This window comes from Janibacter cremeus, assembly GCF_013409205.1.
GTDB classification, from domain to species: domain Bacteria; phylum Actinomycetota; class Actinomycetes; order Actinomycetales; family Dermatophilaceae; genus Janibacter; species Janibacter cremeus.
This window is the reverse complement of the sequence record NZ_JACCAE010000001.1, coordinates 1,538,280-1,553,605: the sequence shown is the minus strand read 5'-3', so window position 1 is coordinate 1,553,605 and position 15,326 is coordinate 1,538,280. Positions and strand designations below refer to the sequence as shown.

The 15,326-nt window shown below is 67.9% G+C and carries 19 protein-coding genes; 18 read left to right on the top strand and 1 reads right to left on the bottom strand.

The genetic code is table 11. The features are described from left to right. Positions 1–29: 29 nt before the first annotated feature. From BJY20_RS07325 to BJY20_RS07265, 13 genes are read left to right on the top strand one after another with little or no spacing between them, the layout of a single operon-like run. On the top strand, positions 30–572 hold the full coding sequence (locus tag BJY20_RS07325) for a cupin domain-containing protein (RefSeq protein WP_185990921.1): 543 nt from the start codon (positions 30–32) through the stop codon (positions 570–572). A gap of 39 nt (positions 573–611) precedes the next feature. After that, on the top strand, positions 612–1,577 hold the full coding sequence (locus BJY20_RS07320; protein ID WP_185990920.1) for a PDR/VanB family oxidoreductase: 966 nt from the start codon (positions 612–614) through the stop codon (positions 1,575–1,577). Positions 1,578–1,606: 29 nt separating this feature from the next. Further along, positions 1,607–2,617: a VOC family protein gene (locus BJY20_RS07315; protein ID WP_185990919.1), complete on the top strand. Its 1,011-nt coding sequence runs from the start codon at positions 1,607–1,609 to the stop codon at positions 2,615–2,617. A gap of 8 nt (positions 2,618–2,625) precedes the next feature. After that, the gene (locus tag BJY20_RS07310; RefSeq protein ID WP_185990918.1) at positions 2,626–3,429 is read left to right on the top strand and encodes an alpha/beta fold hydrolase; all 804 of its coding nucleotides are present in this window, start codon (positions 2,626–2,628) and stop codon (positions 3,427–3,429) included. After that, positions 3,426–4,169 (top strand): SDR family oxidoreductase, encoded by a 744-nt coding sequence (locus BJY20_RS07305; protein ID WP_185990917.1) that lies wholly within the window; start codon positions 3,426–3,428, stop codon positions 4,167–4,169. The genes BJY20_RS07310 and BJY20_RS07305 overlap by 4 nt, the downstream gene beginning before the upstream one ends. A 12-nt stretch (positions 4,170–4,181) precedes the next feature. Beyond that, positions 4,182–4,976: an SDR family oxidoreductase gene (locus BJY20_RS07300; RefSeq protein ID WP_185990916.1), complete on the top strand. Its 795-nt coding sequence runs from the start codon at positions 4,182–4,184 to the stop codon at positions 4,974–4,976. Then, complete coding sequence (locus BJY20_RS07295; protein ID WP_185990915.1) at positions 4,973–6,694, top strand: thiamine pyrophosphate-binding protein; 1,722 nt, start codon at positions 4,973–4,975, stop codon at positions 6,692–6,694. The genes BJY20_RS07300 and BJY20_RS07295 overlap by 4 nt, the downstream gene beginning before the upstream one ends. Continuing rightward, a complete protein-coding gene (locus BJY20_RS07290) occupies positions 6,691–7,212 on the top strand; it encodes an alpha/beta fold hydrolase (protein ID WP_221935266.1) in 522 nt (173 codons plus the stop codon). Before BJY20_RS07295 ends, BJY20_RS07290 begins: the two co-directional genes overlap by 4 nt. Positions 7,213–7,221: 9 nt before the next feature. Then, on the top strand, positions 7,222–7,437 hold the full coding sequence (locus tag BJY20_RS07285) for a recombinase-like helix-turn-helix domain-containing protein (protein ID WP_185990914.1): 216 nt from the start codon (positions 7,222–7,224) through the stop codon (positions 7,435–7,437). A 1-nt stretch (position 7,438) separates the two neighbouring features. Next, a complete protein-coding gene (locus BJY20_RS07280) occupies positions 7,439–8,518 on the top strand; it encodes a Rieske 2Fe-2S domain-containing protein (protein ID WP_185990913.1) in 1,080 nt (359 codons plus the stop codon). Then, complete coding sequence (locus tag BJY20_RS07275) at positions 8,515–8,856, top strand: hypothetical protein (protein WP_221935265.1); 342 nt, start codon at positions 8,515–8,517, stop codon at positions 8,854–8,856. Before BJY20_RS07280 ends, BJY20_RS07275 begins: the two co-directional genes overlap by 4 nt. Further along, complete coding sequence (locus BJY20_RS07270; RefSeq protein WP_221935264.1) at positions 8,853–9,266, top strand: RidA family protein; 414 nt, start codon at positions 8,853–8,855, stop codon at positions 9,264–9,266. Before BJY20_RS07275 ends, BJY20_RS07270 begins: the two co-directional genes overlap by 4 nt. Continuing rightward, the gene (locus BJY20_RS07265; protein ID WP_185990912.1) at positions 9,263–10,432 is read left to right on the top strand and encodes an FAD-dependent oxidoreductase; all 1,170 of its coding nucleotides are present in this window, start codon (positions 9,263–9,265) and stop codon (positions 10,430–10,432) included. Before BJY20_RS07270 ends, BJY20_RS07265 begins: the two co-directional genes overlap by 4 nt. A gap of 7 nt (positions 10,433–10,439) precedes the next feature. Here BJY20_RS07265 and BJY20_RS07260 read toward each other — a convergent pair whose 3' ends face one another. Next, positions 10,440–10,958: a MarR family winged helix-turn-helix transcriptional regulator gene (locus tag BJY20_RS07260; protein WP_185990911.1), complete on the bottom strand. Its 519-nt coding sequence runs from the start codon at positions 10,956–10,958 to the stop codon at positions 10,440–10,442. Positions 10,959–11,118: 160 nt separating this feature from the next. Between BJY20_RS07260 and BJY20_RS07255 the strand changes: the two genes are divergently transcribed. The 5 genes from BJY20_RS07255 to BJY20_RS07235 all read left to right on the top strand — a co-directional run bounded on the left by BJY20_RS07255 (position 11,119) and on the right by BJY20_RS07235 (position 15,250). Further along, the gene (locus BJY20_RS07255) at positions 11,119–11,661 is read left to right on the top strand and encodes a cupin domain-containing protein (protein ID WP_221935263.1); all 543 of its coding nucleotides are present in this window, start codon (positions 11,119–11,121) and stop codon (positions 11,659–11,661) included. A 187-nt stretch (positions 11,662–11,848) separates the two neighbouring features. Next, positions 11,849–12,913 carry an ABC transporter substrate-binding protein gene (locus BJY20_RS07250; RefSeq protein WP_185990910.1) on the top strand — a complete coding sequence of 355 codons (1,065 nt, stop codon included), beginning with the start codon at positions 11,849–11,851 and terminating at the stop codon, positions 12,911–12,913. Beyond that, on the top strand, positions 12,910–13,731 hold the full coding sequence (locus BJY20_RS07245) for an ABC transporter ATP-binding protein (RefSeq protein WP_185990909.1): 822 nt from the start codon (positions 12,910–12,912) through the stop codon (positions 13,729–13,731). The genes BJY20_RS07250 and BJY20_RS07245 overlap by 4 nt, the downstream gene beginning before the upstream one ends. 5 nt (positions 13,732–13,736) lie before the next feature. Beyond that, positions 13,737–14,606, top strand: coding sequence for an ABC transporter permease (locus tag BJY20_RS07240; protein ID WP_185990908.1), 870 nt, complete (start codon positions 13,737–13,739; stop codon positions 14,604–14,606). An 86-nt stretch (positions 14,607–14,692) separates the two neighbouring features. Continuing rightward, positions 14,693–15,250, top strand: a complete 558-nt coding sequence (locus tag BJY20_RS07235; RefSeq protein WP_185990907.1) for a MarR family winged helix-turn-helix transcriptional regulator — start codon at positions 14,693–14,695, stop codon at positions 15,248–15,250. Positions 15,251–15,326 lie beyond the last annotated feature (76 nt).

Sequence of the window (15,326 nt, the reverse complement as noted above, 5' to 3'; positions counted from 1 at the left end):
ACCACGCACCACACGAGAAGGAGAGCATGATGACCCAGACCAACGACCAGCAGACCGAGCAGACCCTCCAGCCGGGGGCCGACCTCGATGCCCTCATCGACTCGTGCGTCGCCAGCCGCGAGACGCGTTACGAGGACTGGGACGCCCTGGGCTTCCAGGCCGATGCGAAGGGTGAGAAGTTCCGTCGTGCGCAGATCCGCTACGTCGGCTCGGGCGCGACCGGCAACTTCGACACCGACACCCGGATCATCCCTTCCGGTGGATTCACCTTCTCCAACATGCGCCTGCCGGCCGGTGCGGTCGGCCCGGAGCACACGCACGGTGACGTGGAGGAGGCCTTCTTCGTCCTGGAGGGCCAGATCGAGGTCAGTGTCCACGACGTCGCCGACGGCACCAAGACGGCGACTCGTACGCTCGGGTACCGCGACATGATCGTGGTTCCGGCAGGCGTGCCGCGCAGTCTCGCCAACACCACCGACGAGGACGCCCTCTTCTGCGTGGTCATCGGTACCAAGAAGCCCCAGATCCCGACCTACCCCGAGACGTCCGAGATGCACGGCGTCACCCGCTGAGCAGACGTCGACCAGCCACGGCCAGCGCGAGGAGCAGACATGAAGATCGGTTCGGAGTCGAGTCAGGTCCTGCGGGTGCACCAGAAGACCTGGGAGGCCCAAGGAGTCACCAGCGTGACCTTCGTCCACCCCGAGGGCGAAGCCCTGCCGCGGTGGGAACCGGGCGCGCACCTCTCGTTGCACCTGCCCAACGGGCTCGTGCGCGAGTACTCGCTGTGTTCCGACCCCGATGACACCTCGCGGTGGTCCGTGGCCGTGTTGCGGGTGCCGGACTCCCGTGGCGGCAGTCGGCTCATCCACGACGAGCTGCCGATCGGCGCGGAGATCCTCGTCGACGGCCCGCGCAACCTCTTCCAGCTCGATGGTGAGTCACCGCGTCACCTCCTCGTGGCCGGCGGTATCGGCATCACGCCGATCGTCGCCATGACCCGGGCTCTGGAGGCGAAGGGGGCAGACTGGCACCTGCTCTACACCGGCCGGTCCCGCGAGGTCATGGCCTTCGTCGACGAGATCTCCGGTCTGCCGCGCGATCGGGTCACCGTCCACGTCGACGACGAGGTGGGTGGATTCGCCGACATCTCGAGCATCCTCGCAGAAGTGGATGAGCGGACCGTCGTCTACTGCTGCGGGCCGGCGACGCTGATGGAGGCCGTCGAGATCTCGGTGCCGGACACTTCCCGGTTGCGCCTCGAGCGTTTCCGCGCGCCCGAGCCCGCGGCTGCCCCGGACACTCCCGACGGTGCCTTCGACGTCGTCGTCGACAGCACCGGTGAGCGCGTCCACGTCGGGGCGGACACCTCGATCCTCGACGCCCTGGCCGAAGTCGGCCACGATGTGCCCTTCTCCTGCACCGAGGGCATCTGCGGCACCTGCGAGACCGGTGTGGTCTCCGGGGAGATCGACCACCGCGACTACCTGCTCTCCGACGACGAGAAGGAGTCGGGAGAGACGATGTGCATCTGCGTCTCCCGATGCCGCGGCTCCGAGCTCGTCCTCGACCTCTGAGTCCCACAACCACCGACGAAGGAGTACCCATGCACTACACCGACGAGCCCGTCGTCACCCTGCGCGGCCTGCGCTCGGTGACCCTGCGGGTCCCTGATGTCGTCACGTCGAAGGACTTCTACACGCAGGTGTGGGGTCTCGGCCTGACCGAGGAGGACCGCGACCGGTTCTGGCTGCGTGGCACGGGCCAGGAGCACCACATCCTCAAGCTCGAGGAGCACGAGGCCAACTCGCTCGGCGGACTGTCGTTCGCGGTGGGCACGCCCGGCGAGGTCGACGAGGCCGGGCGACGTCTCGTCGCGGCGGGAATCCCCCTCCTGCGGGAGCCGGGTCGCAACGACGACGACGCCGCCGGCGGGTACGGACTCGCCTTTGTCGACCCCGAGGGGCGCATCGTCGAGCTCGTGAGCGAGGTCAACGCCGTGGTCCGCGGCGACGAGAACGGTCACCCGAGCGTGCCCCGGGCACTGGCGCACGTCGTGCTCAACACCGTCGACATCGAGACCGCCACGCAGTTCTACACGCAGGTCCTCGGCATGCGGATCTCGGACTGGTCGGAGCGTCAGATGGCCTTCCTGCGGTGCACGCCGAAGCACCACGTCATCGCCTTCAACCAGGCGGCGTGGACCTCGGTCAACCACGTGGCCTACGAGTTGTCGACCATCGACCACTTCATGCGCGGGATCGGCAACCTCAAGACGCACGGCATCGAACCGCAGTGGGGTCCCGGTCGGCACGGCCCGGGCAACAACACCTTCTCCTACTTCACCGACCCGGCCGGACTCGTGTGCGAGTACACCTCCGAGGTCGAGGAGATCAACGAGGACACGTGGCTGTGCCGCACCTGGCGTCGCACTCCGGAGCTCTCCGACCAGTGGCGCACGGCCGGGCCACCCACGTCCGGGGTGCGTTCCGCCATGGCGGGTGTGCCCGACCTGGGCGCCCGCGCAGCCGTCGAGGCATCGGACGGGTACTTCCTCGACGAGGTGCAGTCGGGCACGGAGACGCCGGACCAGCGCGCTGCCCGGGGACGGTTCTGATGCCGACCATGGCCCACACGACCCACTCCCGGCTCCGCGCTCCGGACGGCACCTCCTTCGTCGAGTTCCTCCCGGAGCAACGCCCGACCCGCACCGTCGTCCTCCTGCACGGCATCGGTGGAAGCGCCCACTCCTGCACGGACGTCGCGCAGCGGCTCGCCGAGTACGGCGCCCGGGCGCTGGCGTGGGACGCACCCGGCTACGGCCGCTCGCGCGACCCCTTCGGTGATGTCGACCTCGTCGAGAGCCTGGCCGGGTCCATCACCGCCCTCCGGCTCGGCCCGGTCGACCTCGTCGGCACGTCCTGGGGAGGGGTGATCGCCACGTGCCTGGCCCACCACCGACCCGAGATGGTTCGATCCCTCGTCCTGGCGGACTCGACTCGCGGATCCGCGACGGACCCGGCGAAGGCCGCTGCCATGCGTGCGCGGGTGACCGAGTTGGAGAACCTCGGACCCGAGCAGTTCGCTGCCCGGCGCGCCGGGCGTCTCGTCTCTCCCCACGCGCAGGACGCCGTGGGAGTGCGGGTGCGTCAGCAGATGGCCCGTGTGCGGGTCCCCGGATACCGGGTGGCGGCGGAGTTCATGGCCGGGACCGACACCAGTGCGGTGTTGCCGCAGATCACCGCGCCCACCCTCGTGGTCGTCGGCGAGGACGACGTCGTCACCGGTGTCCCCGAGTCCCGGTTGTTGGCCGCGCGGATCCCCGGTGCCGGGCTGACGGTCCTGCCGCGTGCGGGTCACGCGGCCATCACCGAGGTACCGGGTGAGTTCACCGACGCGGTCACCGAATTCTGGGACGGCCTGCCATGACGCAGCCCCGTCTCGTGGTCGTCACCGGCGCTGCCCGCGGGCTGGGCAGGGCCATCGCAGAGCGCTTCGCGCAGGACCGGCTCGTCATCGGTGACGTGCTCACCGCGCAGCTCGACGAGACGTCCGAGGCCCTGCGCGCAGACGGCACCGAGGTGCACGCCCTGCCGCTGGACATCGCCGACCGCGACTCGGTGCGCGCGTTCAGCCGTGTCGTCGAGGAGCTGGGCGGTGCCGATGTGCTCGTCAACAACGCGGCCAAGGCGGACGGGGTCGGCGGAGATGCCTTCTGGGAGCTGGACGAGGACCGCTTCGAGGAGCTCGTGCGGATCAACGTCACGGGCACGTGGATGGTCAGCAAGCACCTCGTCGGACCGATGCTGGCCCGCGGTGCCGGTGCGATCGTCAACATCGCCTCGGACGCCGCCTTCTACGGCTCTCCACGCCTCGTGCACTACGTCGGCTCGAAGGGCGCCGTGCTCGCCATGACCCGCACGATGGCCCGCGATGCCGGCCCGCACGGTGTTCGGGTCAACTCCGTGGCCCCGGGGCTGACCAAGGTCGAAGCCACCGAGCGCGTGCCCGCCGACCGCTATGCCCTGTACGAGGACAACCGGGCCCTGGCCCGGGAGCCCGTTCCCGCCGACGTCGCCGACGTCGTGCACTTCATCGCCTCCGAAGCCGCTGGGTACATGACGGGGCAGTCCCTCGTCGTCGACGGTGGCTTCGTCATGCCGACCTGATCGAAGGACACGATGGATCTCCAGCTCACCGACCGCACGGTCCTCGTGACCGGCGCCAGCTCCGGCGTCGGCCTCGCCGTGACCGACATGCTGCTGCAGGAGGGCGCCCGCGTGATCGCGGTCGCTCGCGACCGGGGCCGTCTCGACGACGCCACGCGGGCGCTCGGTGCCGACCCCTCCCGACTTCTCGCGGCCGAGGCGGACGTGACCATCCGTACCGAGGTGGAGGAGGCCGTGACCGCAGGCGCTGCACACTTCGGCTCGCTCGATGCCGTCGTCTGCAATGCGGGTCGCTCGCTCATGGCCCCGCTGAGCGAGACCACCGACGAGCAGGTCCGCGACGAGCTCGAGCTGAAGGTCTTCGGCGCGTGGAACGTCATCCGCGCGGCACGAGCGCACCTGGCGGCATCGTCGGTGGGAGCGGTGGTCAACACCAACGCCATCCTCGCCAAGCAGCCCGAGGCGAAGCTCGCGATCACGTCCGCGGCGCGGGCCGCCCTGCTCAACCTCAGCCGGACGCTGGGCGAGGAGCTTGCTCCCGAAGGCATCCGGGTCAACTCCGTCAACCTCGGACTCATCGACACCGGCCAGTGGCGTCGTCGCTACGAGGCCTACCGCAGCGAAGGGGGCGCGCAGGACTATGACACCTGGAGCGCCGAGATCGCTGCCGACCGTGGTATCTCGGTCGGTCGTTTCGGCCGCGCCGAGGAGGTCGCCTTCGCGATCGTCTCCCTGCTCTCACCCCGTGCTTCATACATCACCGGCGCGCACATCGACGTCGGCGGAGGAGTGACTCGTCAGCCATGACCGACACCCAGACCCACACCAGCGCGTCCGACCCCGTGCTCCCTGACCCGGCCGCCCGTCCCGCCACGGGCGGGGACGTCCTCGTCGAGGTGATGCGGCGCCACGGCATCACCCATGCCTTCGGCGTGATCAGCATCCACAACTTGCCGCTGGTGGAGGCGGTCGACCGCGACCTCACCTTCGTCGAGATGCGCCACGAGGCCGCAGCGGTCAACGCTGCCGACGCCTTCGCCCGCGTCACGGGCGGGATCGGCGTGGCACTCACGAGCACCGGCACCGGGGCCGGCAACGCGGCGGGATCGATGCTCGAGGCCCTCACGGCAGGCTCGCGGGTGCTGCACATCACCGGTCAGATCGAGAGTGAGTGGGTCGGCAGCAACCGCGGCGTCATCCACGAGGTCCCGGCCCAGCTGGAGATGCTCACCGCGATCTCGAAGGGAGCGGCGTGCGTCCCGTCCGCGGAGACGGTCGCGCAGAGCCTCGAGCTGGCCATCGCCACGATCCTTGCGGCACCGCACGGGCCCTACTCCCTGGAGTGGCCGAGTGACCTGCAGTACCTCGCACAGCCCGACGCGCAGGTGGACGGTTCCCCCGTGCCCGTGCCCGTGCCGATGCCGGAGGCCCCCGACGAGGACGAGCTCGCGGCCGCAGTCGACGTGCTCGCTTCCGCACGACGTCCCGCCCTGTGGCTGGGTGGGGGAGCGGACGGCGCGGGCACGCAGATCCGCGCGCTCGCCGACAGGCTGGGCGCCGCGATCTTCACGAGCAACTCCGGGCGCGCGATCGTGCCGGAGGACCACGACCTGGTCATCGGGAACTTCGCCTCCACACCCTCGGGGGCTGCGCTGCTCGGCGACGCGGACGTGCTGCTGAGCATCGGCACCCATTTCCGGTCCAACGAGACGCGTACCTACTCCCTCCCGCTGCCGGTGCAGCACGTGCAGGTGGACGTCGACCCGGCCGCCATCGGGCGGGTGCACCCCGCCAAGGTCGGTGTCCGTGGTGATGCCTCGTCCGTCGTCGCGGCGCTCCTGGACCGGGTGACGGGCTCCGACACCGAGGCCGGGTGGCGCGAGCGTGTCACGAGGGTCCGCCACGAGGTCCGGGACCAGCTCTCCGGATACATCGGCGGCTACGCGGAGATCTGCCGGGAGCTGCGGGGGCAGCTGCCCAGGGAGTCCGTTGTCGCCAGGGACGTGACGATCCCCTCCAGCCAGTGGGGCAACCGCCTGCTGGAGCTGTACTCCCGCGACACCAACGTCTTCCCGCTCGGCGGCGGCATCGGACAGGGCCTGGCCATGGGCGTCGGGGCCACCGCAGCGCGGCCCGAGGCCCCGACGGTCGTCATTGCCGGCGACGGCGGACTCGCCGTGCACCTGGGCGAGCTGGCCTCCCTTCGCGGCCTCGGTGGTTCCTGCGTGGTCCTCGTCTTCAACGACTCGGGCTACGGCGTCCTGCGCAACATGCAGGAGGCCAATGGTCTGGACCGCGCCGGAGTCGACCTGTGGACGCCGCACTTCGAGGACCTGGCTTCTGCCATGGGGATGCCCTACTGGCGCACGGGCTCACCGGGGACCTTCGGGCCGGCCCTGGCAGCCGCGCTCGACACCGGTCGACCGACGCTCGTCGAGGTCGATGTCACCGCGCTCGACCCGACTCCGGGGGCCTTCACCCCGCCGGTGCACATACCCCAGCCCGACCACGGAGGTGGCGCATGACCGACGACCTCACCCGACCCGTTGCACTGATCGGCACGGACCCGGGCACGCCGCCGCCCGGGATGACGACAATCACCGTCAGCGGGGACGACCGCGACCAGTCCGCGGACAGTGCCGCGGTGCAGCTCGCGGAGGCAGCGCACGTGGTGGCCATCGGCGCGGACGCGCCCGGCGCGCTCTCGCTCGCTGCTCGACACGTGGAGCACGTCGTCTCCCTCGTGCTGGTCGACCCCGACGTGCGGCTCGACGACCCGGTCCACCTGACGACCATGGACGCCGTGACCGTCCCAACACTGGTCATCGCGTCCGCACCGACCCCCGACCACCCGGTCGAGGAAGCCCAGTCGATCGCCGGCGGCATCGACAACGGCGTCTTCGTCATCATCGACGGCTCCGAGGCACCGACTCTCGTCAACCGACCGGCCTCGGTCATCGAGTGGGCCAGTGCCTTCATGTCGATCGCCGAGGGGCTCGCCGAGGCCCGCAACGACCTCATCACCACCGTTGACAAGTCCTGAGGAGGAGCGATGTCGCAGTACCTCGAGGTGCACCAGACGCACCCGGAACCGTTCAGTCCCTACGAGTTGAAGCTCTCGGGTTCGATCCAGGAGATCTTCGGTCGTGGGGTCCACGACCTGCCGGGGCTCGTCTCCGGCCTCAATGACCTCGGTCTCCATGCGCCCGACGGCTCGTCGTGGACGCAGGAGTCCTTCCGTGACGAGATGCGCAGGATGGGCCGCTGACATGACCACGACCGACACCACGACCACCCCGAAGAAGCCCAAGCCTCGGCACGCCGTCGGCACCCGCCGCACGCTCACCGCCGAGGAGCTGTCCGCCTACGGCTTGCGCGACCGTTGGTACCCGATCCTGCCCTCGCACCTGCTTGCCAACGGGGCGATGCAGAAGGTCACCCGTCTGGGCGTCGACTGGCTGCTCTTCCGCGATGCCACCGGGCGGGTGCGTATGCTCGAGGACCGGTGCCCGCACCGCAGCGCCCCGCTGTCCGCCGGCCAGCACCTCGGTGACCGCGTGGCCTGCCGCTACCACGGCGTCCAGGTCGACGGCACCGGCACGGTCGTCGCCGTGCCCGGCATGCCGGGCTGCGCCCTCGAGGGACGGCAGTCCACACCGTCGCTCGCCGTCGTCGAGGCAGCCGACGCGATCTTCGCGTTCATGCCGCTGACCGAGGACTCCGAGCCGACTCCCTTCGAGCTCCCGGACAGGTTGCAGCAGGAGGAGCACTCCCACTTCCTCAACTATGTCGAGTGGGCCGGGCAGTGGCGCTTCTACATGGACAACGTCCTGGACCCGATGCACGGTGCCTTCCTCCACGGTGACTCGCACTCGATGTCCGGTGGAGACACCTCGGCGCGCTTCCGCATCCGGGAGACCGACCGGGGGTTCTTCTTCGAGAAGACCGACCAGCGTGGCAAGAACTTCGACTGGGTGGAGTTCGTGCGCGGGGCGATGGACCACGTCGATCTCGAGATCCCCTACGGGGACGAGGCCGGACCGGGCGGGCCCTTCGGCATCGTCGGGATGTCCGTGCCGATTGACGCGGACAACGTCGCGGTCTTCCACTGGCGCACTCGCAAGGTCGATGGCTGGGAGCGCGAGGTGTGGCGTTTCCTCTACCGCACGAGCCTGGAGGAGAAGCACTTCGCGGTGCTGGAGCAGGACCGCAGTGTCCTGGAGATCCTGGCCAAGGACGCTGACACGCACGAGCACCTGTACCAGCACGACCTCGGGGTCTCGCGCATTCGGCGGCTGTACAAGGCGGACGCAAAGGCCCAGGCGAAGATCCTCGCCGGGGAGGCGTGACCACGCCGCAGGCGGACGATGGGCAGCTGATGCTCACCGTCCTCCTCCGGCACGACCAGTCACAGCACCTCGAGCAGATCCAGTCCTCCCTCGAGGAGCGTGACTGGTGGCACGGCTTCCCACCCGAGGGCTGTGAGATCGTCTCCTGGGTCGTCGCGATGGGCATCGGCCAGATCGTCACCCTGCGCTTCCCTGCGGAGCGCCTGGCAGCGGTCAACGTCGAGCTCGAGCGTCGGGCCTGGGGAGTCTTCGAGACCGACTTCTACCCGACCTATGACTTCCTGCCGGTACGCGAGCGCCTCACTCGCGAGGCCGATGAGCGAAGGGAGCGCGCATGAAGGTCTCAGCCGACTCCGTCCCTGAGCCGCCGCGCCATGGGATGTTCAGCAATGCCGTCGTCCGCGGCGACCGGTTCTGGACCTCGGGGATGCACGCCGGCGGCCCGAGTGGTCCGGTGGGCGGTGATGATGCCTACCGCCAGGCCAAGGAGGCATTCCGTCGGGTGGTCGAGCTCGTCCGGGCCTGTGGCGCGACGCCCGCAGACGTGACCGTCCTGCGGGTCTACCTCACCGACGTCGACGACAAGGCCGCCGTCGGTCGGGCGCGCTCGGAGGTCTTCTCAGGTGAGATGCCCTGCTCCACGCTCGTCGGGGTGAACGCCCTCGTCGACCCCGGGCTCAAGGTCGAGGTCGAGGCAGAGGGAGTGATCGCTGCCACGGCCGCATCCGGCACCCCGGCGGGGTCATGACCGCCCGGCGCAGGATCCTCGTCTCGGGCGCGGGCATCGCCGGCTGCGCGGCGGCCATCGCCTTGGCCGAGCGAGGGCACGACCTCCGGCTGATCGAGAGGCAGCAGGAGTGGGCCTTTGCCAGTTCTGGGATCTTCCTCTACTCCAACGCTCTGGTCAGCCTCGAGGCTCTTGGGGCGCTGGACGAGGTCCTCGCCGCGGGCTTCGTCGTCCCGCAGGGACGCAACCCCTACCTCGACCACCGTGGTGAGGCGATCGTCACGACCTACTACCCGACGGCAGCCGGAGGACGGATCCCCGCGATCGTCGGGATCAAGCGGGCCGAGCTGCACCGCATCCTGGCCGCGCGCCTGTCAGCGGTCGGCGTCAGGGTCGAGCTCGGCACCACGATCGCCGATCTGGTCGACGATGCCGAGGCGGCTCGCGTCACCACCAGCGATGGCAGCCTCCACACGTATGACCTGGTCGTGTCCGGCGAGGGGCTGCGATCCCCCCTTCGCCAGCACGTGGCTCCCGAGGTGGAGGTGCGTTACTCCGGATTCGGGATCTGGCGCAGCATCCACGAACGGCCGACGGACCTGACCGACAAGATCATGCAGATGGGGATCGGCACCCGCTTGGGGATCATGCCGATCAGTGACGACTGGCTGTACACCTTCGGGACGGTCAGCGACCCGGATAAGACGCGGCATGCGCGCGACGAGTGGCCCCGACTCATGCGGGAAGCGCTCGCGGAACACCACGGACCCGCTCGTGCCCTTCTCGACGAGATCGGGACGCACAGCGACGTCCTCTACACCGCCGTCGAGGAGGTCGTCCTGCCTTTGCCCTGGCACCGTGGGCACGTCCTGCTCATCGGTGACGCGGCGCACGCCGGGACCCCCTTCATGGGGCAGGGCGGGGCGATGGCCCTCGAGGACGCTCTTGTCCTCGCCGAGTGCCTGGATCGGGAGGGGCACCTCGAGGCAGCACTCACGCTCTTCGGGCGTCGGCGCGAGCCCGTCTGCCGGTTCGCCCAGGACGTGTCGCGCGCCGTGGGGGAGTCAGGAGCGCAGGTCCGTGACGCGTCCGTGCGTCGTGAGGAGATGCGCGCCGGTGCGCAGGACGCGGTGGACTCGTTCTACGCCGAGCTGGACCGTCTCCGAGCCGAAACGGCGCCCGGATAAGCGTCGCTCACTCGCTGGGTGCCGCTCCGGTCGCCGAGGTCATGGACTGCTCGAGCTTGTTCAGGCCCCCGGCGAGGGAGCTGCGCTCTCGCTCCGAGAGGCTGTCCAGCAGCCGGCCCAGGTTGGCGAAGTGGATCCGGGCGACCCGGTCGACGAGCTCCAGTCCCATCTCGGTGAGCTCGACGTAGACCACACGGTTGTCCCGGGTGTCCCGGGAGCGGGTGACCAGCCCCTCGGCCTCGAGACGTCGCACGCGCAGGGTCAGGCCGCCAGTGGTGACCAAGGTGCCCTGTGCCAGGTCTCCTGCAGCGGCACGGAACTCGGGCTGACGACGCAGGGCGGCCAGGACCTCGAACCCGGACGTGCTGGTCCCGAGCTCCTCGAAGAGGGCGGTGATCTCCTGTCGGTAGAGCAGGTAGGCACGGTGCAGTCGACCGAAGACGTGCATCGGCGTGACGTCGAGATCGGGGCTGACATCGCCCCAGGTGCTGATGATGTGGTCGACCGGGTCCGGCTTCGTCTTCATAGGGGTCCTTATCGTCGACATAGTTGCAGGCACGCTAAGGATCTTAGCCCTAAGAGGCTTGCCACACACTCTTTGAAGATTGCTTAAGTGCTGAAAATATTGACAGAGTGTAGTTCAGCACTAAAGTGTTCATGATCGTCCAGCAACCAAGGAGATGGCTATGACCCAGCAGGCTGACCCGCGCCCCACCGAGATGATCCAGCCCGGCGTCGATCTCGAAGCCCTTATCGATAGCTGCGTCGCCAGTCGAGAGACACGCCATGAGGACTGGGACGCCCTGGGCTTCCAGGCCGACGCGAAGGGTGAGCAGTTCCGCCGCGCCCAGATCCGGTACGTCGGCTCTGGTGCGACAGGCAACTTCGACACCGACTCGCGCATCATCCCGGCAGGAGGGTTCACCTTCTCCAACATGCGCTTGCCTGCAGGTGCAGCGGGTCCGGAGCATACTCACAACGACGTGGAGGAGGCGTTCTTCGTGCTCGAGGGCGAGATCGAGGTCAGCGTCCACGACGTCGAGGACGGGACAAAGAAGGCAACTCGCGCCCTGGGCTACCGCGACATCGTCGTGGTTCCGGCGGGAGTGCCTCGCAGCCTGGTCAACAACACAGACAAGGACGCCCTCTTCTGCGTGATCATCGGAACTCAGAAGCCGCAGCTGCCCGTGTACCCCGAGACCTCTGTGATGCACGGCGTAACCCGCTGAGGCCCGAGGAGACGGCGGGCGTAAGGCGCGACTGATTGTGTCGCCGCCTGGAGGGGGCAACCCGGACATCTCTGGGCTGCCCCTGCGGTCAACCTCGTTCGCATTTAGTTCAGCCCTTGACATTTCACGCTTGAATTACCCTAGAGTGCCCTTGTCAAGACACACGAACGAGTCAAGGGAGACCCCTGTGTCCACACTCCAACGCCACCGCAAGACCCTCGGGGCCCTCGCCGCCGTGACATCCGTAGCCCTGCTTGCTGCCTGCGGGGGCTCTTCTGGCTCCAGCAGCGATGAGGGCGGGACGGACGAGGTGACGGTCCGGGCCGACGTCTATTTCACCGGAGCTGTTCTCCCGCTCGTCGCTGGCGTGCAGACCGGCATCTTCGAGGAGCACGGTCTGACGGTCGACCTCAAGGAGGGCAACGGGTCGGCCACCACGATCCAGACGGTCGCCAACGGCTCAGACGACATCGGCTACGCGGACGCCGCCACCATGGTCCAGTCCGTCGGGCAGGGCATGCCGGTCACGATGGTGGCGGGCATGGTCCAGAAGTCCCCCTTGGCCGTCTTCGCCTTTCAGGATTCGGGGATCGACAAGCCCTCGGACCTCGTCGGCGAGACCGCTGGATATACCCCTGGCTCGGCAGCCGAGCGGCTGTTCCCCGCTTACGCCCAAGCAACCGGGATCGACGAGACGAAGGTGACCTTCCGCAACGTTGACATCCCGACGCGAACGCAGCTCTTCCTCGGCGATAAAACCGACTTCACCTTCGGTCTGACCAACGTCAGCAAACCCAACCTCGAGCTCGCCTGCGATTGCGAGTTGGTCACCATGACGTACGCGGATGCCGGTGTGCAGACCCTCAGTTCAGGCATCGTCGTGGGCAACGAGTTCATCCAGGACAACCCCGAGACGGTTGAAGAGTTTCTCGCTGCCCTTGAGGAGGCCGTCGAGTTCGCCGACAACGACACCGACGCTGCCGTGGACGCATTCTTCGAGATGGCCACGGAGAGCCAGCTCGAGCCCGGTCAAGTAGCCGACCAGTGGCACAACTCCAGCGAGCTCCTGCACACCGACAACACCGCGGATCAAGGCTTCGGCTGTATCGCCACCGATGACTGGAAGGAGACCATCGACCTGATGGAGGAGTACGGGGACGTCACCGAGGGCTCGGCGACGGTTTCCGACGTCGCCTCCAACGAATTCCTTCCGGGTGACTGCACAGACACCCTCTCGGAGGGCTCGGAATGACCCAGCAGGCCACCGACCATCCGGCCGCGGAACCGTATGTGCAGTTCGACCGTGTAGAGAAGAGCTTTCGCACCAAGAGCGGCACCGTCACAGCCTTGGATGAGCTTTCCCTGACCGTCAACGAGGGTGAGTTTCTCGCAATCGTCGGCCCGAGCGGCTGCGGCAAGAGCACCCTCCTGCTGGCACTCGCGGGTCTGACTACCCCCACCAGCGGCACGGTCACCCTTGAGGGGAGCACTATTGCCGGGCCGGTGACCAAAGCCGGCGTCGTCTTTCAGAATGCAGAGCTACTGCCCTGGCGAAACGCCTTGGAGAACGTGCTGCTACAGGCGGAGGTGCGCAAGCTCCCGCGGGGGTCACTGAGCGACCGCGCCCGTCAACTGCTGGCCGATGTGGGGCTCGGTGGCTTCGAGGACCATTACCCGGATGAGCTCTCTGGCGGGATGCAGCAGCGCGTCTCGCTGTGCCGAGCGCTGCTCCACGACCCATCCATCCTGTTGATGGACGAGCCTTTCGGCGCTCTCGACGCCATCACCCGCGACCAGGTCCAGATGGATCTGCAGAACCTGTGGCTGCAGTCCCGACGTACGGTCATGTTCATCACCCACAGCATCGAGGAGGCCGTCTTCCTCGCCGATCGCGTCATCGTCCTCTCTCCCAGGCCAGCGGCCATCGCGGCTGACATCCGGGTCAGCATGCCCCGACCGCGACACGTCGCGGACCGTGGCTCACCCGAGTTCACTGCCTACGTCAACGGGATCCGCGATGAGTTCGGCAAGCTGGGAATCTTCTCCGACCGAGATGTGGAAGGCAGGTGATGACGATGACACAGGCCAGCGCCACCGATAGCAACGCCCCGGTCGGCACCGCCGGATCCGATCGTGCCACGGGTGCCAGCATCGTGAGCAGGTTGGTTGAGACCCTGCGCGCCTCATGGCCGGCGATCGCCCTGATCGTCATCATCGTGGCTGCATGGCAGGCCATCTCCGCGGCTGGACTCGTCGAGACGTACGTGCTGCCCTCGCCGTGGAGCATCGTGCACGAGATGGTGGCCGACTTCGACTTGTACTGGAGGGCCTCGCTGCCGACCCTGACGGCGATTCTCTTGGGGTTCGCCATCTCGGTCCTCATCGCTCTGCCCATTGCCATCGGCATGGTCTACAGCCCGCTGCTGCAGCGGGCGATCTACCCCCTGCTCGTGCTCTCGCAGGTCGTGCCCAAGGTCGCCTTGGCGCCCCTGTTCATCATCTGGTTTGGATTCGGCACCCCGCCGAAGATCTTCATGGTCGTCTTGATCGCCTTCTTCCCGTTGGTTGTTGACGCCGTCGTGGGCTTTCAGGCCGCACGTCCCGAGAGCCTGATGCTTGTGCGGTCGATGGGAGCCAGTCGGTGGCAGGCGTTCTGGAAGGTGCGCTTCCCGTGGGCTCTGCCCAGCATCTTCGCCGGCGCCAAGGTGGCGATCACGTTGGCCGTGGTCGGTGCTGTCGTCGCCGAGTTCGTCGGGGCGGACCAGGGGTTGGGTGTCGTGATAACTCAGGCCCGTGGGAACCTCGACACTGTCGCGGTGTTCGCCGGTATCGGTTTTCTGTCGATCATCGGTCTCATTCTGTTCGCCTGCGTGAGCATCATCGAGAGGGTTCTCGTGCGAGGAAGCCGGAGCGGACGTTCGTTCGAGGCGGCCGGGTCCCTGTGATCCCACCAAGGCCGGGACCGTCACGGCAGTGCGGTCCCGGCCTTGTAGCATCACCGAACCCCAACCAGCGCACTGAAAGTCAGCACATGGAAAACGACGTTCCCGCAGATTCCGTCGACCGTGCCATCCTCGAGTGGCAGGCGCAGCGCCCGGATGAGGACTTCATGGCCATGGCCATGTTCGGCCGGTTGTCCCGGATCGTCATGTACCAGCGGGCGATCTTCAACCGTCGTCATGAGATCGCCGGGCTGACGCTGAGTGACTTCGATGTGTTGTCAACGCTGAGCCGTGCCCCGGAGCACACCCTCAGTGCTGGAGCAATTGCTGACTCATCACTACTCACCCTCGGTGCGGTGAGTATGCGTATCGACCGCCTTGAGCGAGATGGCATGGTCACGCGGAACAGAAGCACCGAGGACCGACGGATCGTCTTGGTCAGCCTGACCGGTCAGGGATGCGAACTGATCCAACGGATTCATCCGATGCACGTCAAGGCCCAGTCACGACTGCTCTCCGACCTCACCGATGACGAGGTGGCGGCGCTCCAGCCCCTCCTGCGGAAGGTGGAGCGGTCCGTCCGTGCCCACGAGGAGGAAGTGCGTTCGGCGCCGATTGGCACTGAAGAGAGCAGCTCCGCCGTCTGACTGCACCCGCACGCCTCCCTTACCCTCCCCACCGGTGTTGGGTGAGGCCACCTGAAGTTCGATCGGATGGTCGGAG